General features: G+C 66.6%; 19 protein-coding genes. 10 read left to right on the top strand and 9 right to left on the bottom strand.

Annotation, left to right across the window (positions count from 1 at the left end):
- Positions 1-12: 12 nt before the first annotated feature.
- From HALXA_RS06060 to HALXA_RS06075, 4 genes are all read right to left on the bottom strand, one after another.
- Positions 13-2664 (bottom strand): alkaline phosphatase PhoX, encoded by a 2652-nt coding sequence (locus HALXA_RS06060; RefSeq protein ID WP_013879430.1) that lies wholly within the window; start codon positions 2662-2664, stop codon positions 13-15.
- A 328-nt stretch (positions 2665-2992) separates the two neighbouring features.
- Positions 2993-3406, bottom strand: a complete 414-nt coding sequence (locus tag HALXA_RS06065; protein ID WP_013879431.1) for a hypothetical protein — start codon at positions 3404-3406, stop codon at positions 2993-2995.
- 174 nt (positions 3407-3580) lie between these two features.
- Positions 3581-5110 (bottom strand): 2,3-bisphosphoglycerate-independent phosphoglycerate mutase, encoded by a 1530-nt coding sequence (gene gpmI / locus HALXA_RS06070; RefSeq protein ID WP_013879432.1) that lies wholly within the window; start codon positions 5108-5110, stop codon positions 3581-3583.
- A 103-nt stretch (positions 5111-5213) separates the two neighbouring features.
- The gene (locus HALXA_RS06075; RefSeq protein WP_013879433.1) at positions 5214-6893 is read right to left on the bottom strand and encodes an HTTM domain-containing protein; all 1680 of its coding nucleotides are present in this window, start codon (positions 6891-6893) and stop codon (positions 5214-5216) included.
- Positions 6894-7068: 175 nt separating this feature from the next.
- Between HALXA_RS06075 and HALXA_RS06080 the strand changes: the two genes are divergently transcribed.
- The 4 genes from HALXA_RS06080 (at position 7069) to HALXA_RS06095 (ending at position 12166) form a co-directional block, all read left to right on the top strand.
- Positions 7069-7485: a thiol-disulfide oxidoreductase DCC family protein gene (locus HALXA_RS06080; RefSeq protein ID WP_013879434.1), complete on the top strand. Its 417-nt coding sequence runs from the start codon at positions 7069-7071 to the stop codon at positions 7483-7485.
- A 123-nt stretch (positions 7486-7608) separates the two neighbouring features.
- Positions 7609-8904, top strand: a complete 1296-nt coding sequence (locus tag HALXA_RS06085) for a DNA double-strand break repair nuclease NurA (protein WP_013879435.1) — start codon at positions 7609-7611, stop codon at positions 8902-8904.
- Between the two features lie 95 nt (positions 8905-8999).
- On the top strand, positions 9000-11252 hold the full coding sequence (locus tag HALXA_RS06090) for a bifunctional metallophosphatase/5'-nucleotidase (protein WP_013879436.1): 2253 nt from the start codon (positions 9000-9002) through the stop codon (positions 11250-11252).
- Positions 11253-11272: 20 nt separating this feature from the next.
- A complete protein-coding gene (locus HALXA_RS06095; protein WP_013879437.1) occupies positions 11273-12166 on the top strand; it encodes a cohesin domain-containing protein in 894 nt (297 codons plus the stop codon).
- 63 nt (positions 12167-12229) lie between these two features.
- Here the strand turns inward: HALXA_RS06095 and HALXA_RS06100 are convergent, their stop codons facing one another.
- Positions 12230-12571 (bottom strand): DUF7113 family protein, encoded by a 342-nt coding sequence (locus HALXA_RS06100; protein ID WP_013879438.1) that lies wholly within the window; start codon positions 12569-12571, stop codon positions 12230-12232.
- A gap of 340 nt (positions 12572-12911) precedes the next feature.
- On the opposite strand from HALXA_RS06100, the gene HALXA_RS06105 reads away from it, so the two are divergent.
- From HALXA_RS06105 to HALXA_RS22000, 4 genes are all read left to right on the top strand, one after another.
- Positions 12912-13583: a DUF7344 domain-containing protein gene (locus tag HALXA_RS06105; protein ID WP_013879439.1), complete on the top strand. Its 672-nt coding sequence runs from the start codon at positions 12912-12914 to the stop codon at positions 13581-13583.
- Between the two features lie 199 nt (positions 13584-13782).
- The gene (locus HALXA_RS06110; protein WP_013879440.1) at positions 13783-14610 is read left to right on the top strand and encodes a cohesin domain-containing protein; all 828 of its coding nucleotides are present in this window, start codon (positions 13783-13785) and stop codon (positions 14608-14610) included.
- Positions 14611-14666: 56 nt separating this feature from the next.
- Positions 14667-16586, top strand: a complete 1920-nt coding sequence (locus tag HALXA_RS06115; protein ID WP_013879441.1) for an ATP-binding protein — start codon at positions 14667-14669, stop codon at positions 16584-16586.
- Positions 16587-16781: 195 nt separating this feature from the next.
- Complete coding sequence (locus HALXA_RS22000) at positions 16782-16925, top strand: hypothetical protein (protein ID WP_013879442.1); 144 nt, start codon at positions 16782-16784, stop codon at positions 16923-16925.
- On the opposite strand, the gene HALXA_RS06120 is transcribed toward HALXA_RS22000, so the two are convergent.
- Positions 16926-17879 carry an FRG domain-containing protein gene (locus tag HALXA_RS06120; RefSeq protein WP_171814662.1) on the bottom strand — a complete coding sequence of 318 codons (954 nt, stop codon included), beginning with the start codon at positions 17877-17879 and terminating at the stop codon, positions 16926-16928.
- Positions 17880-17923: 44 nt separating this feature from the next.
- Positions 17924-18682, bottom strand: a complete 759-nt coding sequence (locus HALXA_RS06125; protein ID WP_013879444.1) for an SDR family NAD(P)-dependent oxidoreductase — start codon at positions 18680-18682, stop codon at positions 17924-17926.
- A 149-nt stretch (positions 18683-18831) separates the two neighbouring features.
- Between HALXA_RS06125 and HALXA_RS06130 the strand changes: the two genes are divergently transcribed.
- Complete coding sequence (locus HALXA_RS06130; protein WP_013879445.1) at positions 18832-19221, top strand: STAS/SEC14 domain-containing protein; 390 nt, start codon at positions 18832-18834, stop codon at positions 19219-19221.
- Between the two features lie 4 nt (positions 19222-19225).
- On the opposite strand, the gene HALXA_RS06135 is transcribed toward HALXA_RS06130, so the two are convergent.
- Both HALXA_RS06135 and HALXA_RS06140 read right to left on the bottom strand, forming a co-directional pair.
- Positions 19226-19849: an alpha/beta hydrolase gene (locus HALXA_RS06135; RefSeq protein WP_013879446.1), complete on the bottom strand. Its 624-nt coding sequence runs from the start codon at positions 19847-19849 to the stop codon at positions 19226-19228.
- Positions 19850-19889: 40 nt separating this feature from the next.
- Entirely contained in the window at positions 19890-20747 is an 858-nt protein-coding gene (locus tag HALXA_RS06140; protein ID WP_013879447.1) for an alpha/beta fold hydrolase, read from the bottom strand.
- A gap of 340 nt (positions 20748-21087) precedes the next feature.
- Between HALXA_RS06140 and HALXA_RS06145 the strand changes: the two genes are divergently transcribed.
- Entirely contained in the window at positions 21088-21972 is an 885-nt protein-coding gene (locus HALXA_RS06145) for a PspA/IM30 family protein (RefSeq protein ID WP_013879448.1), read from the top strand.
- Positions 21973-22089 lie beyond the last annotated feature (117 nt).

The following is a 22089-nucleotide window of genomic DNA, read 5'->3' on the forward strand; positions in this document are numbered from 1 at the left end:
TTGGACGTCCGCTCACAGTTCCTCGTACAGTTCGACGACGTCGTCGTAGTCGATACGGCCGTTCTCGTTGAAGTCGTAGGCCGCTTCGTTCAACTGGACGGAGTCGTCCTCGAGGTGCTCGAACAGGACGACGATGTCGTCGTAGTCGAAGCGACCGTTGCCGTTGACGTCCTCGAACTTGCCGTCGCCGTCGGGATCGGTCGGCGAACTTCCCGACCCGGATCCGCCGCCGATCGCCGGCGGTCCGGTCACGACGACGCCGGGACGAGACTGCGGTTCGACGGGCATCCCCTCGTCGTCGTCGAGCGCGTGCACGTCGATCGTGATGTCGGTCGTCCCCGTACCCACGGCCTCGAGCTCGAGCGTCGCCAGGGTAACGTCGAGCGCGTCGGCGTCGATCTCGTTTTCGAGGTCGGCGAAGCGGAACTCGACGGTCGAGCCGCCGTCCTCGACGGTCGGCTCGGCGGTCAGTTCGAGCCCGTCACGGTAGCTGGCGTCCGTAATCTTTGCCACGTCGTCGTGTTCGACGGTAACGGTAACCCGACCGCCGGCGATCCCGTTCGGGATCGACTCGAGGGTCAGATCGACTTCGCCGGTCGCGTCGTGGCTGACCGCCAGCGAGTCGACCTGCACCCGCGCCGGCGGCTCGTACACCCACAGCGTGTCGTTGGTGTACGACCGGGCGAAGTTCCCCTTGTCCTCGCAGAGGATCACGCGCCGGTCGTCGAGCACCATCAGGTTGTCGACGTTGATGAGCGAGGCGTTCATCAGTTCCTCCGCGTCGCCCTCGTTCGGTCCGACGACGACCGGCTCGAGGGTCGACACGTTGTAGTTGCGATCGAGTTCGCCGCGGTAGACGACGCCGGTGGCCACCGTATCGAACTGGAGTTCTCCCTCGTCGTCGCTCATGTTGCCGCTCAGCGAGGAGATGCCGAAGTAGACGTAGTCGCCGGGCTCGGCCTCGTCGTAGGAATCGATCCCTTCGGCCTTGTTGAACTCGATGGTTGCGCCGATCTCCTTGGCGGCCGCGCGGGTCTCGAGGAAGGGGACTCGGCGCAGTTCTTCGTCGACCTCGTCGGGACCGCGTTCCTCGTACTGCTTCGCCCACTCGACGAGTTCCTCGTCGGTGATGTAGTCCTGATTGCCGTTTTTCGCGACTTCTTCGTCGGCCTCGCGAAGCGCCGCTTCGAGGTCCTCCTCCCAGTCGGTGTCAGCGTGAGTTTCGAGGTAGTCGACCTGCGTGACGTCGTCGTACTCGGCGATCCAGGACTCGACCTCGGCGTTGCTGGCGGTGCCGAGCTCGAGCCACTCGACGTCCAGATCGGTCTTCGCGACCGGACCGTCGCCGACTTCGGCCGCTTTGATTGCGTACAGCGTGCCGCGGACATCCATCCGGTCGTCGTACTCCGGGATCGGCTTTTCGGCGACGAACTTGTAGATGCCCTTCGCGCTGCCGTCGGAAGCGAGGTAGACGGTCCGCTCGTCGGAGAGGAACTCGGGACACTCCCAGGCGGATCGACCCATGACGTGGTGTTTGACCGGCGTCGGCACGTCGGCGGTCGGCTCCGTGATCTCGACGATCTTGCCGTATCGGTAGCGGTTCGGGAACTCCTCGTCGTCGATGGGACGAGCCAGATCGTCGATCTCGACTCCGTCCTCGTCGAGGCCGGCTTGGTCGATCGGTTCCGCACCGAGGTGGTAAGCCATCTTCTCGACGTTCCGGTTGTTGTGCAGCCCCATCGGGTACCAGCTGTCTTCGCCGAAGATCTCCTCCAGGGACTGTTCGACCGCGAGGATCTTGGGTCGGTTCCAGAACTCGCTGCTGCCCCGGAGACCGACGCCGCTCCCCTCCTCGACGATATCGCCGACCGTCGCGAGGCCGCCGACGCGCGGGTGTCCGTACTCCTCCTCCGACGACATCGGCGTCCCCCACGGGCTGAGATCGCCGTAACAGTTGACCTTCGTCCCGCCGATCTCGCGGAACGGCTCGGTGTTCTCGAGTTCCATCGCGTTTTCGAGGTCGGCCTGCAGGTAGCCGTCTTCGTCGCGGTACAGCGGCGTTCGGGAGATCGCACCCGGCCGCGTCTCGTTGTTGGTAAAGAGGTACCCCTCGATCTCCTCGTCCTCGTCCGGAACGAAGAAGTTCATGTCGGGCTGATCGCCGGGACCCTCGTACCACGGTTCGGTGATCTCGGCGAGGCTCCGACCGTCGGGCGTCTGCGGGTAGCCGAACCGCTCGGTCCCGCCGTTGATCTCGTCGCCGGTCTGGACGAGCAGCCGATACTCGCCGACGGCGGACTGGACTCGCGTCCCCTTCGCGTCGGTCGGCGGCTCGAGTTCGTCGAACTCGTCGCTGCGTCCGTTGAACGTGAACTGGAAGTCGTCGATGACGCCGACGCCGCCGTGGTTGAACGGCTCGGGGTTGTCGTCGGAGGGATGCTGGAGGCTGTAGAGGAGTTCGCCCGTGTCGAAGACGAACGGCCCGGTGACCTCCGCGCCGAACGCGGTCGTCGAGAGGCGCTTGATGTCTCCCTTGACGTAGGGTGCAAGCGGCGTATCGTGTTCGTCGGGTCGGTCCTGCGCCGTCGCCGCGCCGACGGCGCCGGTGCCGATCGCCGCCGCGACTGACGATGCCATCAGCTTCCGCCTGGTAAAGTCGACCATGCAGGCTGAGAATTCCTGAATTAACAAAAGACGGTTTATAATATATGTTCGTATCGATGGATAGGATCTCGAGACGGTAATAGAAGAATAAATACCTTGTGGCCGAACGGATCACTATTTACGGATATACAGTTGGTGGAAACTACACATCGGAACGGGGAGGACGGATCGAGGGCTGACGACTCGTCAGTGCTGATTTCGACTTCCGACTCCGCTGTCGTCTCCCCGAACGGTAACAGTTGCCGCTCTCGAGCTACTGACGCGGGCTGTAGAACGACGTCTGGAACGGACTCGAGAAGGGAAACTGACGCGAGGGGCGGTGACTGCCCTACTCGCGATTCTGCGCCTTCGCCTCGGCGCGGAGTTCGTCGGCGCGCTCGCGGACCCGCGAGCAGTAGCGTTCGATCTCACTGGGCGCCGTGCCGAAAAACGAGGCGACCCAGTTGACGTCGGCCCAGGGTCGGGTGAGCAGGTAGACCGCGAGCGTGTCCCTGCCGCCCTGGATGACTTCCGGCGGGACGCCGCGCTCGCCGGTTTCTTCCTCGACGAAGCCGTTGACGACGAAGTAGACGTCGGCGTACCGGCTGGCGTCCTCGAGGGAGTCGAACGCGATTTCGGTGTGTTCGGGCGCTTCGAATCGGTACCGTTCGTCGGGACCGTCGGTCCCGACGATGCGAACGCCGAGGACGTACTCCTCGACGACCGAGCCGTCGGCGTCGGTGGCGCTGTCGGAGGTTGACATGTGCGTCTCCGTCAGAACCCGCCCTCCTCGCGGTATTGAACGTGTATATGTATCCTATATTTCACTCCCGAACCAACTGTAGAATTACGTTCTCGGCGCGAGCGGCGTTTTTCCCGCCGACCGCAATAGCGACGGTCGCACGCGTCTGTGTATGCGAAGACGCGGCGCCGGCAATCACTCGAGCAGCGGTTCGCCGGTCATCTCCGGCGGCTGGTCGACGCCGATCAACTCGAGCAGCGTGGGGGCGATGTCGGCGAGGGTACCGCCCTCGCGGACGGTCCGGCCGCCGTCGGTCCCGTCGTCGGCGACGTAGACGAGCGGGACGAGGTTGTACGTGTGCGCCGTGTGCGGGTCGTCTTCCGTCCCCATGTCGTCGGCGTTGCCGTGGTCGGCCGTGATGAGGACGTGGGCGCCGTACTCCTCGAGCGTCGCCGCGAGCCGCCCCAGCTGTTCGTCGACGGCTTCGACGGCCTCGATGGCGGCCTCGTAGTCGCCGGTGTGACCGACCATGTCGGGGTTGGCGTAGTTGAGCACGAGTACGTCCGGATCGTCGGACTCGATGACGTCGATCGCGGTGTCGGTCACTTCGGGCGCGCTCATCTCGGGCTGCTCGTCGTAGGTCGGGACGTCCGGACTCTCGACGATCTGCCGGATCTCGCCGTCGAACTCGACCTCGCGGCCGCCGTTTAAGAAGTAGGTGACGTGGGCGTATTTTTCTGACTCGGCGATCCGCAGCTGACTCTTCCCTGCGTCGGCCAGCACCTCGCCCAGCACCTGCTCGGGCTGGTTCGGCGGGTAGGCGACGGGAAGGTCGAACGTCTTGTCGTACTGGGTCATCATTACGACCTCCGAGTCCGGCGGGTGGGTCTCGAACTCGTCGGCCCAGTCCTCGGGACGGATGCCCGCGAGCATCCGCGTCAGCTGGCGTGCGCGATCCGACCGGAAGTTGAACCAGACGACCGAGTCGCCGTCCTCGAGGGCGGGCCGGCCCTCGATCACGGTCGGCTCGACGAACTCGTCGGTCACGTCGCGGTCGTAGGAGTCTTCGACGGCAGCAACGGCCGATTCCGCCGAGTACTCGGCCTCCCGCTCGACGATCGCGTCGTAGGCGCGTTTCGTCCGCTCCCAGTTCTGGTCCCGGTCCATCGCGTAGTAGCGGCCCGAAACCGTCGCGACGTGGCCCGTGCCGTGCTCGTCGATCACGTCCTCGAGCGTCGACAAGTAGTCGCGGCCGCCCGTCGGCGAGGTGTCGCGGCCGTCCGTAATCGCGTGCGTGACCGCCTCGACGTCGCGGTCGCCCGCGAGCTCGATCAGCGCGTGGAGGTGCTCGTGATCCGAGTGGACCCCGCCGTCGCTGACCAGCCCGACGAAGTGGATCGTGCCGTCGTTCTCGAGGGCCTCGTCGAACGCCGCGTTGATCGCGTCGTTCTCCCGGAAGGTGCCGTCCGCGATCGAGTCGGAGATCCGGGTGTACTCCTGATACACTACTCGGCCGGCGCCGATATTGAGGTGGCCGACCTCGCTGTTGCCCATCTGGCCGTCCGGGAGACCGACGCGCCGACCCGCCACCTCGAGCGTGCCGTACGCGCCGGTTTCGGCGAGCCGGTCGAACGTCGGCGTGTCGGCCGCAGCGACCGCGTCCCTGGTCGACTCGTCGTCGTCACCGAGTCCCCAGCCGTCGAGGACGATCAGTGCAGCGTCCATGTGCGACGGGTCATCTGCCTGGCGTAACTAGCTGTCGTTGTCGATCAATCGGACAACCGGTCGTCGACTGCTGGTACGCCGAGCTAGAGAAATCGGACCGCGGTCACCCGTTCTGGACGAACGGCCCCGAACAGTCGTACTCGATTTTCTTGTACTTGGCAATATCCGGCTCGTCGTCGTACGGGCCTGCGTTATCGGTTAACCCGTAGATCGTCACGTTCTCGAGGCCGGTTTCGTGGCTGCGGTTCCACCGATCACAGAGGTAGTTCGCGAAGTACGAGCGGTGGTTCTCGTTGTCCGCGTAGCGCATGTTCGAGACGTACTTGCGCTCGCGGGCGGTGTCGTAGAGTTCGTCGGCGCTCGGCGGTCGATCCCAGTCGACCTCGCCGCCGCCGAACGCGTCGACCTGCGAGCCGTCCTCGAGGTCGGCCGGCGCGACGAGCCACCTGGTCGTCGAGGTCGGGTTCGGCGCGAACATCCGCCAGCTCTGGTCGGCGTTGACCGTCTCGAGCACCTCGTCGCCGACCTCGGGAACGTCGGCGTAGTCGACCGCCTCGGCGTTCGAGAGGACGACGAGTACCAGGAGCAACCAGGGGATGACCGTCGAGAACAGAACACGGCTCCGACTCGCCGTGGTTTCGATTGCCGTGCGCGTCGTCGCCGGCAGGTCAGTCGCTGCCGGAACCGCCGGCGCATCCGGTAGCGGGACGCGCGGTGCAGTCCGCTGCAGGCGGTCCAGTCCTCGCCGAAGCGGTGCTGCGATGCCGATTCGCGTCGCGAGCGCGGTCGCGGTCTCCCAGACGACCGGCGGGTAGAACAGCAGGAGCGCGCCGACTGAGATCAGCGGGAAGAGCCCGATCTGCAGCGTCGTGGCCATCCCGAGGTGCATCCCTATCACGACCGACGCGAAGGCAGCACGCCAGACGCCGGTGAGCAAGAGCAACAGCGGCGAGAGCAGGATGACGGCTATCCAGGCGTAGGTAAACAGTTCCAGCAGCGCGTGCTGATCCGCCAGCACGTCCCCGAGCAGGATCGTGAGGTGGTCGGCCTGGAAGATGTGAACGACCGCGTCGCCGCCCATCCACTTGTCGCTTCGCGTCTTGTGGACGGCGTTGGTCAGGTACATCAGCTGAACTTGTAACAGAATGGCCATCGTCGGCACGCTCACGATTCCCGGAACCGACATCCCCGATTCGTCGTCGCTGTCACCGGCACTCGGACCGGACTCGTCGGTCACCGGTTCTCGAGTCTCGTCGACCGTCCCGTCCTCGCCGCCTCGAGTCGTCTCGAGGCGCCGCGCGTCGATCGACCACTCCCGACCCAGCGGGAGGAACATCCCCCAGAACAACAGCATCCGCAGCAGCGTGTCACCTGAGTTGAGCACCATCGGGTTCCGCGCGTGCAGGGATAGCAGGAGGAGCCACGAGACGATCGTCGCGAGCCGCGTCCGGTACCCCAGCAGGAGCGCGAGGGCGAACGCGCCCGCGACGGCGAACAACAGCGCCTGCACCCACGCCGCGCCGGAGATCGCGTGCAGGGAGTACACCGGCGAGTAATCCGAAAACAGCGCCCGCAGCGGGAGTACGCCAGCGTCAGTGTAGAAGGTCCCGAGGTTCCGCGCCCGGAGGGCCAGATCGAGGATCAGTAGCGTGCCGATCGCGATCCGGAACGCGGCGAGCGCCCGCGGATCGATCGCGACGCGGCGCTGGATCGCGATCGAGAGCCGATCCAGTACGGCCGACAGATTGGGTCGCGTGGCGGAGGGAGAACGGGACCAGTCCATTGCTAGAGTCGTCTGTGGCGAATCTCGTGTAGACCGGCATAAGTTTGTTGAACGCTGAAAGAAGCGTTTCAGGCTGCGTCGGCGGTCGAACCGCTCATGTTCGGCTCGAACCGGGACCGCGGATCGTGATCGACCGGAACCCTGAATTGCGGCCGCTCCCAACGGTCGATACCCGATGAGCGCCGACGTTCCAGACGGAGCCCCGATCGTCCTCTTCGACGGCGTCTGCAACCTCTGTAACGGCTTCGTCCAGTTCCTCGTCCCGCGGGACACCGACGAGCAGTTCTACTTCGCCTCGCTCCAGTCCGACGTCGCGACCGAACTGCTCGCCGAGCACGACCTTCCGACGGACGACCTCGAGTCGATCGTCCTGATCGAGGGCGACGACTGCTACGTGAAATCGGCTGCCGTCCTCCGCATCGCGCAGTTGCTCGGCGGCGTCTACGCCCTGCTCGGCCCGTTCCGGTACCTGCCGCGGCCGATCCGCGACTTGGCGTACGAGCTGGTCGCCGCCAACCGGTACCGCCTGTTCGGCAAGAAGGAGCAGTGCATGATGCCGACGGGCGACGTTCGGTCCCGGTTTCTCGAGTAGCTGGGTTCCCGTTTTACGGTACGTATCGCGGCTGCTGTCTTCCGATACCAGCGCAACGAGGGGTCACCTGCCCGGACGGTCCCGACCACTGGCTTTTTGCCGGTGGGACGGGAGCCACCTCTCATGACGCTCGATCCGGTCCACTTCGACGGCATCGCGCGGCTGGCGGGGCGGATCGACCACGGGGCCGACGCCGACGACCGCCGCGCGTTCGCCGAGACGGTCTGGGAGGAATTTCTCGATCCGCTCGTCTCTCGCGAGGGCCGACGGATCGTCGAACCGGTCGACGAGCAAGCCCGCCGGCTCGTCGACTGCGAGGACGTCGCGCTGCGGGACCGGGAGTTTCCCACCGAGCACGGCCTCGACGCGGGGACGATCAACCCGACGACGTTCAAGAACGGGCTTGTCATCGACATCGCCCAGGCGGCCATGAGCGCGACGCCCTCGGATTTGAACCTTCACCGCGCGCGGACGGTCGTCGCGACGGTTCACTCCAATGACGAGACGATGAATGTTGACGAAACGTGGGGCAAGTTCGACGAGGGCTACAGCCGCAGTCGTGCGGTGAAGATCCCGCCGCTCCCGCGGTTCGCCGAGGGCGTCGTCCACGCGCTCGCCCTGTATCTGGCCGAGAGCACCCACGCCCGCGACCACGCCGACGAGGTCGACGATCTGCTCGTCCTCGACGGCCCGCTCTACCCCCGCGGGCTGCTCCGCTGGGCCGATCAACATCCAGATCTCGCGGACTTCCTGCTCGAGGATCCGCGGCCGACGACGGTCCTCGAGAACTACGTCCGGTTGGTCGAGGAGTTCGTCGAACGCGATGTGCCGCTGATCGGATTCGTCAAGAACCCGGCGACCCGCGTCATCACGCGGACGCTGAAGGGGAAGCGCGACGCCGAGATCAGCGTCCCCTGGGCGGACGACTCGGCGCTGTTCACGCGGCTACTCGAGCGCGGCGAGTACGTCGACGATATCGAGGGCAAGCGCTGGGAGCGCGACACGTCGGCGCTGACCTACACGAACTGGTTCCGCTCGCGCGGCGGCGTCGACCAGGCGCTCTCGGCGAACGGCGACGCGCTCGGCGTCGAGCGACACCGCTCGCTCGAGGACTACGAAGTGACCTTCTTCGTCGTCTACGACCCTCGGGACGATCTGATCTACCGGATCGAGGCGCCCTACGCTTTCACGCGCGATCCGGAGACCCGCGAGGCGCTGACGATGCAGGTGCTCCAGGACGTCGCGGTCGCGCACGGGCCGCCGACCATCGTCGAGAAGGCCGACGAACTCGCGCGCATCAGCCGTTCGGAGAAGCGGTCGCTCCGGGAGTCGTTCGAGACGGCCTTCGACACGAGCCAGGACCGGACCTACGACGACCACCGGTGGGACGGGGACGGCGACGCAGCCGCGGGCTACTGACGCGGACGGCGATACCCGGACCGGTACTGTGAGGAGTATTGTCAAATGGCACTGAATTGTAAACGTATTAGTTACTCTTCTGACGGACTGTCCCCATGGCTCGAGAGTCAGCGAGTCGGACGCGAGATCGGACGAACGACGACGTCGACCGGAGTCGTCGCCGCTTCCTCGGCGCGGCCGCGGGCGCGTCGGCGGCCACGCTGCTCCCCGCTACGGATCGTGCGCGTGCGGCGAGTACGACTACGACCGACGGAACCGTCACGCTCGTTCACGACACGCACTTCCACGGCCGATTCAACGACGCTTCGGCGGACGAACTGAGTCTCGCCCGCTACTACTCCGTCGTCGAGGACGTGCTCGCCGACGCCGACAACGGGCTGTTCGTCGGCAACGGCGACGACTTCGCGCCGTCGATGCTCGGCCTCGAGTACGAGGGCGAACACATGGTCGAGGCGCTGAACTACACGGACCTCGCCGTCGACGGCGTCGGCAACCACGAGTTCGACTTCGGCGCCGACGTCGCGACGACCCGCTTCGAGGAGAGCGAGTTCCCGTGGGTCGTCGCGAACCTGCTCGACGACGCGGGCGACCCCGTCCCGGGCACCGAGCGGTGGACCACGCTCGAGGCGGGCGGGCTGACCGTCGGCGTCTTCGGGCTCGTTTCCGAGAACTTCCACTCGCTGACCGACTACCCCGAGGAGTGGCAGGTGCTGGAGTACGTCGAGGCGTCCCAGGAGGCGGTCGATTCGCTCCGCGATGCGGGGGCGGACGTCGTCGTCTGCGCCTCGCACGTCTCGACGGGCGTCCACGAGACGCTCGCGGAGTCGGTCGACGGGCTCGACGCGATCGTCGGCTCCCACTCCGGCGTCGTCTTCGACGAACCCGAGGTCGTCGACGGGACGGTCATCAGCGAGTTCGGCGACGAGTTCGACCACGTCGGGGCGATCACGCTCGACGCCGAGGGCGAACTGGCCGACTGGCGGCGGACCGATCTCCTGTTGCCCGACTCGGACCCGGCACCCGCAGTCGAGGAGTACGACCAGATCAGCGTCCGCTACACCGACGAGATCGAACCCGACGAGCGCCTCGCCGAACTGGCCGACGAGTGGCTCGGCGACCTCGAGGAGCGGCTCGGCCAGCCGGCCTTCGAGAGCGAGGTCGAACTCGACGCGACGTACAATAACTACGCGATCGAGACCAACTGGGGCAACCTCATGACCGACGCGATGCGGGCGGTCGGCGAGATCGGCGACGTCGAGGTCGACATCGCCGCCAACAACGCCGGCGGCATCCGCAGCGACTCGACCTACGGCCCCGGCGAGATCACCGGCACGGACGTGATGGACATCCTGCCGTTCCCGAACGAGATTCTGGTCGTCGAAGCGACCGGCCAGCAGGTGATCGACTACCTCGAGGAGGCGCTTCGACCGCATCCGGCGCCGGACTTCGGCGCGCAGCCCGCGATTCAGGTGTCGGGCGTTTCCTACGAGTGGACGGGTCACGAGGACGACGCGGGAGTCGAGAACGTCTTCGTCGGCGACGACCCGATCGACCCCGAGGCGACCTACACCTTCGCGCACAACGACTACTCCATCGGCAACTCCGAGGTCCTCTCCGAGGCCGAGGTCGTCCTCGAGTCCGGCCAGTTCCAGGGGCCGTTCGTCTTAGAGCAACTCGAGCAGCGCGACACGGTCGCACCCGAACGGGAGAATCGGATGATCCGCGTCGACGAGACCGTCGACGCGGCATCGATCAGCCGCAACGCCGAGGAACTCACGCTCACTGCCCCCGTGCCCGAGGGCGCCGCGGAAGTCGCGACCGAGCCTGGCGCCTACCGAGTCGTGGTCCGGACCGGCGACGACCTCGAGGCGACATCTGTGACCGCGGACGGCGACGCGGTCAACGTGACGTTCGACGCGGCCTCGCTAACGGACCTCGCCGAGAGCATCGACGACCCCGCGCTGCGGCTGTTCGGCGGCTATAGCCCGGATCAGGACTACTGGGGATACGACTACGAGGTGCCGAACTCGAGCGGCTACGACCGGTTCCGGTTCAAAGCACCCGTCGACGCGGCCGCGGTACTCGAGGGTGCACAGGATGGGACCGGCGACGAAAACGCCGATAGCGTCGCCGATGACGGTAACGCCGGCAGCGGTGGCGACGGCGACGGCGACGACAACGGCAGCGAAGGCGAGAGCGGCGACGGCTCGGACGACAGCGTTCCCGGATTCGGCCCGATCGCCGCGGTAACCGGCGGCAGCGCCGGCGCGTACCTCTACGCCCGCGGTCGCGGGAACGACGCCGGCGCGGACGCATCTGACGAGTCGGCGAATTCGACCGACGACTGACCGACACGTCTCACACTTCAATGCCCGACACCGACGATCCGTCGCCCGCGGACCGCTCGACGCGATCGGACCGAAACCGGAATCGCCGCCCCTCGAGCGACGACTTTGGAGCCGCCGTCCGCGCCGTCGTACTGGCGGCGTTGCTCCTCTCGACGACCGCGCTCTCCGTCCCGGCGCTCGTCAGCGCCGGCGATCGGAGCGCCGTCGTCAGACCGTCGCCCTCGACCGTCGAAGCCGGCCCGGGCGAGACGTTCGCGGTCGAGGTCGAACTCCAGAGCGACGGCGGCCACGGCGGCGTCGGCGTCGCCGCCGTCGACTTCGTCGCGCAGTACCACCCCGACTACCTCGAGATCACGGACCTCGAACGGGGACCGTGGCTCGAGCAGGGCAACGAGACGACCGTCCGTCCCGAGCGAACGCTCGCGCACGACGACGGCACGGCGATCCTCGAGCAGCGGCGCGATCCGCCCGCCGGCGGCGCGACCGGCAACGCGAGGCTCGCGACGATGACGGTTCGGGTCGCCGACGACGCGCCGCCGTCGACGACGACGATCAACGTCAGCGAAACCGGCGTCGAACCCGTCCGCGGGTGGCCGCTGGCCCTGTACGCACAGGACGTGACCGTCGAAATCGACGGGGGCGGCGAGTCGGTTCCGGCGTCGGATTTCGATCATCCGGACCCCGACGCCGACGCGCTCGAGGCTGCAGCAGATGATGGGGCGAGCGCCGGTAATACGAGCCACGACGAAGCAGACTCGAGCGAGGATTCGAACTCGAGCGACACTCACAGCGGCTCGGAAAACGGAGCGGCCGACGAGCCCGTCGACACCGGTGACGAGATACCGGGCTTTACTGCCATCATAGGCGGATTGGCCCTCGGTTTCTGTCTCGTCAGGACACTGCAGCGCAGTTGAAACGACGGGACGAAAGCGTCTATCTCCGACGACGAAATAAATCGGTAGCGGCCTAGTCAGCGATTACTCGGTCGGCCGCTCCGCCTTCTCGACCTCGAGGTCGACGTCGGCCGGGTCGACGCCGATCCGGGCGAACTGGGTTCGGATGTGCTCTTTGGCGTTCTCGAGGGCCTGCTCACGGGTGTCGAACCCGCGGGGCATCGGCGACTCGAAGGCGACGTTGACCTCCCGGTCCTCGACGCGCTGCGTCGAGCCGCCGGTGTCGACCTCGTAGAACTCGTCGCAGACCCAGACGTACGCGGCGTCCTGGTCGGGAGCGCCGCGGAACGACGGCGCTCGCTCACCGCGTTCGTACAGCGTTCCGGTGAGTTCGGTGCCGCCGGCTTGACCGCGGACCATGATCATACCCTCGGTACGGGGCGCAGACGCAAAAAGACCGTCCTCGTTGGCGAGCGCGGCGAAACGCGCCGTCCGATCCGCGGCCGTGCTCCCCGCTCGGCCGCGCCGCGAGCCCGAGTAATCCGCTGCTACGCGCCGCGAACGATCGGTCGGCCGACATTCGGAATCATCCGCGATGAGATACTATTTGGATAATCGTACAGTCGATGAATGCTGAAGAAACCGTCTCTTGCGGTATTTCTCGCGTCTGGCTCGGTTACGAGCGACTTACGCGAGTAATATCATATTCCGTACCCAAATCGTTTTGGAAACGGGCTTATCCCCCTTGCTATGCTTGCATTGTGTAATGAGTTCGGACGCTCACCTCGGCGACACCAGCGAGCGGGACCCGCTCTACGACGTCCCGCCGGAACAGTACGAGGCCTGCAGCCATCCGCGGCGGGTGTACCTGCTGGAGATCCTGACCAGCGATACGGACGGCGAGCGCGGAGACGACCGCCACTCGCTGTTCGACCTCACGACTGAACTGATCGAGCGAGAGGAACCCGACGTTCCGAACGGCCAGGCCCGCCACGAGGTTCGGCTCAGCCTGCTTCACAACCACCTTCCGCGGCTGGCCGACTGCGGCGTGATCGAGTGGGACGCCGAGACGGGCGTCGAACTCGTCGCCGAACCGCAGCTTTGCCCGGCGGCGCTCGCGTCGCTGCTCGAGGAAACCCCCGACGACGAGACCGATACCCCCGCTGACGACGAACTGCTCCAGCGGGTCGTCGACCCGAGCCGCCTTCGCGTAGCTCGGCTCGTCCACGAGAGCGACGGCTCGCTGTCGCTGGACCGACTCGCCACCGCGCTCGCGGCGCGCGACTCGCTCGCGCCCGCGGAGACGGAAACCGCGAAGATCGAACTCCACCACGCCCACCTGCCCGCCCTCGACGCGGTCGGCGTCCTCGAGTACGACCCGGACGCCGGGCTGGTCGACGCCACCCCGATGACCGACGCCGTCTCGTTCATCCCGTAATCGCTGTCGCACCGAGGAAGCGACCGCTCCGTCGCCGATCCCTTTTCGCGTCCGAACGCTTCGCACCGAGGGACTAAACCGCTCGTCAACGAACGGGCTGTCGAATGCAGTCGACTCGGCGCCGCAGTGAGTATCCGGACCCTGACTCGGATCCGCAACCGAACCCGCGACCATCAACCGTCCCGCCTGCCAGCTACTCATGATCGTCCCGACTCGAGCGCGGCGCGCCGTCTCACTTGCCGCCCTCGCGACGCTCGTTACTGCCCTCTGCGTGACGACCGCCGTCGGTACCGCCGCCGCGGGCGACCAGACCGCGATCGTCTGGTCGGAGCCGGAAACGGTCGCGGCCGAACCCGGCGAGACGGTCGAACTCGAGGTCGTCCTCCAGAGCGGCGGCAGCCACGACGCCGGCGTCGAGGCCGTGACGCTGGTCGCGCAGTACCACCCCGACTACCTCTCGGTCGTCGACGTCGAGCGGGGACCGTGGCTCGCCGGTGGCGGCAGCGGTAACGACGGCGATGGAGACGTCCGGACGGCCGAGACGATCGCCGACGAGAACGGCACGGCCATCCTCGAGCAGCGACGCGACCCCGCCGCCGGCGGCGTCAGCGGCGTCGGGACGGTCGCGACGGTGACCGTCGAAGTCGCCGAAGACGCGCCGGCCGCGACGACCGACATCGCGTTCGACGCGACCGACGTCTCCCTCACGAGCGAGTGGCCGACGCCCGTCGTCGACGAGCCGACGACGATCGAGATCGACGGCGGCGGCGAGCGAGTGGCGCCCGACGAGTTCGAGCATCCCGATCCCGACGAATTCGACCTCGAGGAGACAGCCGAGGCTAATTCGACGACTGGGGACGGCGCAGACGACGGCGACGAAAACGAATCGACCGGGTCCGGACCGGCCGAGACGACCGACGCGACCGAGTCGATTCCCGGATTCACGATCGCCGGAACGGCCGCCGTCAGTGCTGTACTCGCCGTTACGGGCGCGTTCGCCGCCCGACGGAACCGATCGCGACGGTAGACACTCCGCCGAACCGGAGGGAAACGCGTTTTAGGGATGGGCCGGATGGGAGTGATATGACCGATCTGGGAGACTTCGGCGACTTCGATGCCGACTCGGACGCCGATTCCGAGGCGGCCGACGAGGCGACCGATGCGAACGCGAGCGCATCGGCGTCCGCGCCGGACTCCGACGGAACGCAGACGGACGCACCCGCGAACGCGGCTTCGACATCGACCTCCACCTCGAGCGCCGAATCGAACGGCGACGCCGGCGCCGGCGAAACGAGCGAGTTCGAGTCGACCAGCGTCGAACCGCGCGGCGAGGACGTCGGCATCGGCGCGATCTGCGTCTCCCAGGGACTGCGCATCGCGGAAGACGGCGACGAGACCTCGCTGCGGGCCTACATCACGCGGGGGAACCGCTCCTCGATCCGCATCGGGAGCTACCTCGTCGCTCCCTACCCCGACGGCGAGACGCTCTTTTGCCGGATTACGGGACTCGAGTACGCCCAGCAGTACCATTCCGACGACGCGACCGAGATCCACGCCCGCCGCGCGATGCGAACCGACGGCGTCGAAGAAGCGGACTACAAGTTCGTCGCCGAACTCGAGCCGGTCGCCGTCCTCTACGACGACGACGGCGAACTCAAGCGCCGGATGACCGACCGCGTCCCCAAACCCCAGACCGTCGTCGAGCAGGCGACCGACGCCGCGGAGATAAAAACGGGCCTGAAGATGCCCGAGGACGGCGTCTTCCTCGGCCACCTCTCGGTCGGCGGCGAGAAGGTCAAGACCGCGGCGTCCCCGCCGACGATCGACTACCGGCTGAAGGACGACTACGACTCCGGCGATCCGCTCGTCTTCCGCCACACCCTCATCGCCGGCGGCACGGGGTCGGGGAAGACCCACGGCGCGAAGAACATTCTGCGCCAGTACCTCGCCGACGAACGGACGTATCCGATGGAGGACGGCCGCTCCGTCCAGCCTGCGGTCGTCCAGTTCGACCCGCAGGACGAGTACGCTCAGATGCACGACGACAACCCCGACCTGGACGGCGAGTTCGCGCGCCGCCTCGAGCGGGAGGGGGTCGCCTACGGCGGGATCGAGGACACGACGGCGTTCGTCCCGAAGGTGGGGTCGGCGTCGTACTCGGCGGGCCACCACCGCGCGGAGCAGGTCGAGTTCACCATTCCCTTCTCGATGGTCCACGAGAACCCGTGGCTCGTGGCGGGTAGCGGCCTGAACGACAACCAGTACGGGGCGCTCGTCAGCGTCCTCCTCCCGCGGTTCCGCAAGCAGTACGGCGCGGACGCGACCTACGAGGAGTTCACGACCTTCCTCGACGACCCCGCGCTGCGCGAGGAACTCGACGAGTCCGGCCGGGTCCACGAGGCGACCTTCGACGCCGTCCGGCGTCGGGTTCTGGGGTTCGACCACGTCTTCGACCAGGACGCGCGGCCGATCACCGACCTCGTCCACGACTTCGTCCGCCCCGGCGGGCTCTCGGTCGTCCCGACCTACCACATCAACGACACGCGGGCCGCCGAAACCGTCGTCCTCGCGCTCTCGTCGCTGCTGATCGACCAGAAGCTCTCGAACGATCCGACCTACGACCGGATCAAGGAGACGCCGCTCGTGCTCGGGATGGACGAGGCCCACAACTTCCTCACCGACGCGGACTCGGTGCAGGCCGGCAAGGTAATCACGAAGTTCACCGAGGCCGCCAAGCAGGGCCGCAAGGAGCGACTCGGCCTCTTTCTCATCACGCAGGACCCGCAGGACATCGACGACGCCGTCTTCAAGCAGATCAACACGACCGTCGTGCTGAACCTGGGCGACGAGGACGCGATCAAGAGCGTCAACATCCCGAGCAACCTCGAGTCGAAGGTCCCCTACATGGAGAAGGGGCAGATGGTCGTCTACTCGCCGGACAACTCCGAACCCGTGGAGTTGATCGGGCTCTCGAAGTGTCTGACCCGACACGGCCGAGACTGACCGTCGGGGACCACGACCTACTGGCCCCTCCACGCCGCTATGACCACGAACTGACCGTTCTGCTGCGTTTACTCGAGTTTCGCAACTGGTCTCGACTCACAGGCCCACGCGTTGTTTTGACAATGCTCATTATTAGTTTAGGATACCAGAACTGAAGTTGCGAATTCGTAAATACCTCCGGAACAAAGCGAGTCCATGGACGCACCCGCATCCGAATCCGAAGATCCGATCACCGGCGTTCGGCTCGAGCGGCCCGAACCGCCGCTCTACATGCCCGGGACGCCGACCGCCTCGTTCCTGGAGTACCTCGAACTGGCCGTCGCCGCGCTGCGTCGGTGATCAGTCGGTCGTCGGCCGGTAGTACTGTTTCAACCACGTCGTCAACCCCTCGAGCCCCGGGAACAGCGTCCGGTGGTTGACGTTCATCTGGTCCAGTTTGTCGCGGAACTCGAGCTTGAGATCGCCCGGCACGACGATCTTCCGGTAGCAGTCGGGCCGCTCCGCGAGCCACTCGTCGAGCGCCAGCCGCGGATCGGACTGGAACGAGAAGACGGCCGACTGGTTGGCGATGCGGTCGTCGATCGCGGGCGGCCTGAAAAACAGCACGTACTGGTCGTCGGGTGCCGCGTCGGCGTCGACGCTCCAGCGCTCGCGCCAGAGGTCGTCCAGTCGGGCGACGTCGTCTAGGTTTCGAGCCGGATCCGGCGCCGCGTCGGCCGCGTTGGCCGCGTCGGACTCGAGCGTCGCGTTCGAGAGGAGGTGGACGTCGAGGACGTCCGTCGGCGTCCGCTCGAGGACGCGTCGGTAGGGGTCCGGCAGGCGCTCGTGGAGTTTGCGGTAGTCGACGGCCCAGATCGCCCCGTCGCGGGCGGCGTCGCCGTCCCGGACCGCGAAGTACGTCGCGACCAGCGGCGAGAACGACCAGTCGAGCAGCCGCGTCGGTAACCCGTAGTGTTCGGCGATCGAGAGGAGGTGCCAGACCGACTCCGGTTCCTCGATCTCGTTCAAGGCGTACTGGAGAAAGTTCCGCAACAGCAGCGACTCGAGTTTCCACTCGCCGGAATCGCCGACGAACCGTTTGATCGACGTCTCGAGGGCGTGGTTCCTGTCGGGAACGCCCCGGAACACGTACGGGGAGCGGTGCCGGCCGATATCCGGCATCCACATCTCCGCGGTGAGCGACTCCTGCAGTTCGCTCCACGTCTCGACTCGATGCACCGGCGGCGGATCGGCGGTCATCGCTGCGCTCGGTCGCGCCGCCGTCGGTCGGTCGTTCGGTTCACGGCGACGCATACCTCGCGAGCGCGGAAAACGGTTGCCCGCGAGTACGCGGTCGGCTACTGCGCGAGGTAGCCGCCCTCGACGGGCAGCGTAACCCCGGTTACGCGCGAGGAGAGGTCCGAACCGAGGAACAGGACGGCGTTGGCGATCTCCTCGGGATCGGCCAGTCCCGGCATCGGCTCGGTGTTCAGGAACTGTTCCTCCATCTCGGGGTGCTCCTCGATGCTGCGCTCGATCATCTCGGTGCGGACGATGCCCGGCGCGACCGCGTTCGCGCGGATGCCATCCTCGGCGTACTCGATCGCCGCGTACTTCGTGAGGTGACTGACGGCCGCCTTCGCGGCCCCGTAGCCGCTGTACTGGGGGACCGCGACCTCGCCGCCGATCGAGGAAGCGCTGACGATCGAGCCGCCGCCGTCCTCGAGCATCGCCCGAATTCCGTACTTCATCCCGTACCAGACGCCCTTGAGGTTCACCTCGATAATCTGCTCGAAGGCGTCGTTCTCGTACTCGTCGAGGCGGGCGACCGGCCCCTCGATGGCCGCGTTGTTGTAGAGGACGTCCAGCCCGCCGTACTCGTCGACGGCGGTCTCGATCATCGCTTCGGCGTCCTCGGGGTCCGAAACGTCCGCCTCGACGAACGTCGCCTCGCCGCCGGCGCCGGCGATCGATTCGACGGTCGCCCGCCCGCCGTCGACGTCCACGTCGGCGACCACGACCGCCGCGCCGTTCTCGGCGAACGTCTTCGCCGTCTGCCGTCCGATTCCCGACCCTGCACCGGTGATGACCGCGACCTGCTCCTCGAGTAAGTTCATCGGATTACGGTTTCGCCGCCCGTCGGATATGCGTATTGGGTGACGAGTAAATGGACGCAGGAAACCACGCTTCACGTCTCTCGCGGAAACCATCAGAGGTCCTACATCTGGCAAAACTCTTACGGTGTCGGCATAACCATACCAGTCCCATGGCACACTACGAATCCGACGTCCTGACGGTCGAATGGGACTCGTCCCTCGAGGCGGTCATCATGAACTGGCACGACTTCGCGACGGGCGAGACGTATCGAGAGGGACTGAACGCCGGTCTGGATCTGGCGATCGAGAAGGGCGCGGCCAACTGGCTCGCGGATCTACGGGACCTCGGCACGCTCTCGGAGGACGACCAGCAGTGGACCCAGGAGGAGTGGCACCCGCGAGCGTTCGAGAGTTCGCTGTCGAACATGGCGATCGTCCAGCCCGAGAGCGTCGTCGCGAACCTCTCGGTCGAGGATCTCGTCCAGGAAGTCGGTTCGAACACGACCTCGCGCATCTTCGACGACCGCGACGACGCCAGAGGGTGGCTTCGCGAGCAGTAGTCGATTACGCCGCCTCGAGGAGCTTCGATTCGAAAAACGCGGCGACGTCCTCGGCGATCGACGCTTGCTGACCGACGAAGAAGTGATCGCCGGAACGGGGAACGAGAGCCCGGTCTCCGGTTCCGGCCGCTGTTTCTCGAAGCCGCTCGACGATCGGTTCCCACTCGACCGTGGTATCCCGCTCGCCGTAGCACACCTGTACCGGACACGATATCGACTCGAGGGCCGCGACGGCGTCGAGGTCGTCGGCCAGCCGCGCCGTCGGGGCGAGCGCGGAGACGGCGTCGACGGCCTCGCACTCGGCCGCGCCCAGCAGGGCGAGCGTCGCGCCGAAGCTGTAGCCGAACAGGCCGACGCGGTCGTGGCGGTCGGCGGCCCAGCGAACGGCGTTTCGGACGTCCGCGCGTTCGCCGTACCCCTCATCCCAGTCGCCGTAATCGAATCGGAGGGAGGCGATCTCGGCCTCGACGAGGGCGTCGCTGACGGCGACGAGGCGCCGGTCGCTTCGCGAGCCGCCCTGCTGGGGGTGGGGCGGACAGGCGACCACGATCGCGTCCGGGTCGCCGTCTTCGGGCTCCTCGAGCGTCCCGCGGACGTCGCGCCCGCCGGGAACGAGAACGTCGGTCATGCTCGAGCGTTCCGGCCGCGCGATAATCAATTCGGGGCTGTCAGCGCTCCGCGAGGAACGAGTGAATCTCGTCGACGACCCGCTCGTGTCGGTCCCGGAGGACGCAGTGTCCGGCGCCGTCGACGTGGACGAGTCGACCGTCCGAAAGGTGCGACGCGGCCTCGCGGTGGCGCTCGCGGGAGCCGGGATCGGCGTCGGCTTTGAGGATCAACGTCGGCGCCTCGATGTCGGGAAAAACCGCGGCGGGATCGACGCGATCGGCCTCGAGAACCTGCTCGACGGCGGGATCGACGTTCAGATAGGTGTCGGCGAGCAGCGTCGCGAGTCGCTCGCGACCCTCGTCGACCAGCGTCTGTAGCCCGGCGTCGGTCTCGAGGACCGCCTCGCGGGTCGGGGCCGGCTGCCCGCGAATTCGCTCGGTGATCCGCTCGAGGAATTCGCCCTCGCCCTCGCCGTCGACGTCGTCGGACGCGGACTCGTCCGCACCCAGCCCGAGCAGTAGTTCGGGATCCTCGAGAACGACGGCGTGGGGCAGTTCCGGCTCGGTCGCGGCCGCCACTGCGACGGTCGTCCCGCCCATCGAGTGGCCGTACAGGACGGGATCCTCGAGTTCCAGCGCGTCGACGAGCCCGACGAGGTCGGCCGCCTGGTCGGCGTACTCGTACCCGTCTGCGGGGGCGTCCGAGCGTCCGTGACCTCGCGCGTCGTAGGTCACGACGTCGTAGCCGGCGTCGGCGAGCGGTTCGACCAGCGGGATCCGCGAGCGACCGTCCGCGGTGATGCCGTGTGCGACCACGAACGGACGCCCGTCGCCGCCGCTGCGGTAGTAGTGAAGCGATGCGTCGTCCACCTCGAGATCGTCCTCTGACCAGCCGTCGAGCGTATCGGCAATCGTCATTCGTTGGAACTGTCTCGGCGACCGGTATTAGTACTCAGTGCTGAGAAACGCCGATGCTGTGAGGCGCGTGCACCGCGGTCGCCGTCTCGAGTCCGGCGGCGACCGGGAAGTTCAGTACGCTGCCGTAGCGATCGTCTGTCCCAGAGCCCGACGCGCCGTCGGCCGGTGACGGCTCCCCGGAACCTGCCGTGCGGTCCGCCGTACGTCGCCGCCGTGGCGATTGGGGACGTCCCGAGATCGCATCGACGCGATCCCCGCGTTCTCGGTCCAACTCGCCCGATCCGTTCGTTGTCTGTTATTGATGTGATGTTTTTAAGGATGACGAGCGATACGTACGACTATGGGCATCCTCTCTCGGACCTCCTACGTCATCCGGTCGAAGATCAACTCGCTGCTCAACCGGGCTGAGGACCCGACCGAGACGCTCGATTATTCGTACGAGCAGATGCGAGACCAGCTTCAGGAGGTCAAACGCGGCATCGCCGACCTCACCACGCAGAAAAAGCGCCTCGAGATGCAAAAGCGGCGCCTCGAGGAGAACGTCGAGAAACACAACGAGCAGGCCCGCACCGCGGTCCAGCAGAACCGCGAGGATCTGGCGCGGCGCGCGCTCGAGAAGAAGAAGACGAAGATGAACCAGATCGAGGATCTGGAGCGCCAGATCTCCGACCTGCAGAGCCAGCAGGATCAGCTGATCGAACAGAAGAACGAACTCCAGAGCCGCATCGAGGAGTTCCGCACCAAGAAGGAGACGATGAAGGCCCGCCACGAGGCTGCCAAGGCGAGTTCCCAGGTTTCGGAGGCGATCACGGCCACCGGCGACGAGTTCGAGGACGTCGGCCGCGCCATCGAGCGCGCCGAGGAGCAGACCGAGGACATGGAGGCCCGCGCCGCGGCGATGGACGAACTCCACGAATCGGGCGCGTTCGAGGACGTCATGTCCGACAAGGACGACATCGACCGCGAACTCGAGCAGCTCTCGACCGACAGCGGCGTCGAGGCCGAACTCGAGACGCTCAAGTCGGAGGTCGGAGAGGGCGAGGCAGCGACGGAGACGGAGGCCCAGGCTGCCGACGCCGAGACGGCCGACGCGGACGCCGACGCCGACGCTGACGCTGAAACCGAACCCGAGGTCGACGACGCGGAGCTGACCGAACTCGAGGAGGGGGATCAGGCGGACGTCGAAGCCGAACTCGCGGAGCTGCAGGACGAAGAGAACGCCTGAGCGGCCGCTGTTGGTTGTTTTGTGGTTCGGTCGCCGAGACGACGAGCGGCGAGCGACTGCGTTTCGAACGACGGTTGCGTAGCGAGCGACGGTTGAAGGGGCCGGACGATCCCGGAG

Origin of the sequence: Halopiger xanaduensis SH-6, assembly GCF_000217715.1 — an archaeon.
Lineage (GTDB): Archaea > Halobacteriota > Halobacteria > Halobacteriales > Natrialbaceae > Halopiger > Halopiger xanaduensis.

Coding starts and splice junctions, on each gene's coding strand:
- HALXA_RS06110 (WP_013879440.1), top strand. CDS start 13,783: ATGATCGTCCCGACTCGAGCGCGGCGCGCCGTCTCACTTGCCGCCCTC.
- HALXA_RS06130 (WP_013879445.1), top strand. CDS start 18,832: ATGGCACACTACGAATCCGACGTCCTGACGGTCGAATGGGACTCGTCC.
- HALXA_RS06140 (WP_013879447.1), bottom strand. CDS start 20,747: ATGACGATTGCCGATACGCTCGACGGCTGGTCAGAGGACGATCTCGAG.
- HALXA_RS06080 (WP_013879434.1), top strand. CDS start 7,069: ATGAGCGCCGACGTTCCAGACGGAGCCCCGATCGTCCTCTTCGACGGC.
- HALXA_RS06115 (WP_013879441.1), top strand. CDS start 14,667: ATGACCGATCTGGGAGACTTCGGCGACTTCGATGCCGACTCGGACGCC.
- HALXA_RS06075 (WP_013879433.1), bottom strand. CDS start 6,893: ATGGACTGGTCCCGTTCTCCCTCCGCCACGCGACCCAATCTGTCGGCC.
- HALXA_RS06145 (WP_013879448.1), top strand. CDS start 21,088: ATGGGCATCCTCTCTCGGACCTCCTACGTCATCCGGTCGAAGATCAAC.
- gpmI (WP_013879432.1), bottom strand. CDS start 5,110: ATGGACGCTGCACTGATCGTCCTCGACGGCTGGGGACTCGGTGACGAC.
- HALXA_RS06085 (WP_013879435.1), top strand. CDS start 7,609: ATGACGCTCGATCCGGTCCACTTCGACGGCATCGCGCGGCTGGCGGGG.
- HALXA_RS06065 (WP_013879431.1), bottom strand. CDS start 3,406: ATGTCAACCTCCGACAGCGCCACCGACGCCGACGGCTCGGTCGTCGAG.
- HALXA_RS06125 (WP_013879444.1), bottom strand. CDS start 18,682: ATGAACTTACTCGAGGAGCAGGTCGCGGTCATCACCGGTGCAGGGTCG.
- HALXA_RS06090 (WP_013879436.1), top strand. CDS start 9,000: ATGGCTCGAGAGTCAGCGAGTCGGACGCGAGATCGGACGAACGACGAC.
- HALXA_RS06120 (WP_171814662.1), bottom strand. CDS start 17,879: ATGCGTCGCCGTGAACCGAACGACCGACCGACGGCGGCGCGACCGAGC.
- HALXA_RS06100 (WP_013879438.1), bottom strand. CDS start 12,571: ATGATCATGGTCCGCGGTCAAGCCGGCGGCACCGAACTCACCGGAACG.
- HALXA_RS22000 (WP_013879442.1), top strand. CDS start 16,782: ATGGACGCACCCGCATCCGAATCCGAAGATCCGATCACCGGCGTTCGG.
- HALXA_RS06060 (WP_013879430.1), bottom strand. CDS start 2,664: ATGGTCGACTTTACCAGGCGGAAGCTGATGGCATCGTCAGTCGCGGCG.
- HALXA_RS06095 (WP_013879437.1), top strand. CDS start 11,273: ATGCCCGACACCGACGATCCGTCGCCCGCGGACCGCTCGACGCGATCG.
- HALXA_RS06135 (WP_013879446.1), bottom strand. CDS start 19,849: ATGACCGACGTTCTCGTTCCCGGCGGGCGCGACGTCCGCGGGACGCTC.
- HALXA_RS06105 (WP_013879439.1), top strand. CDS start 12,912: ATGAGTTCGGACGCTCACCTCGGCGACACCAGCGAGCGGGACCCGCTC.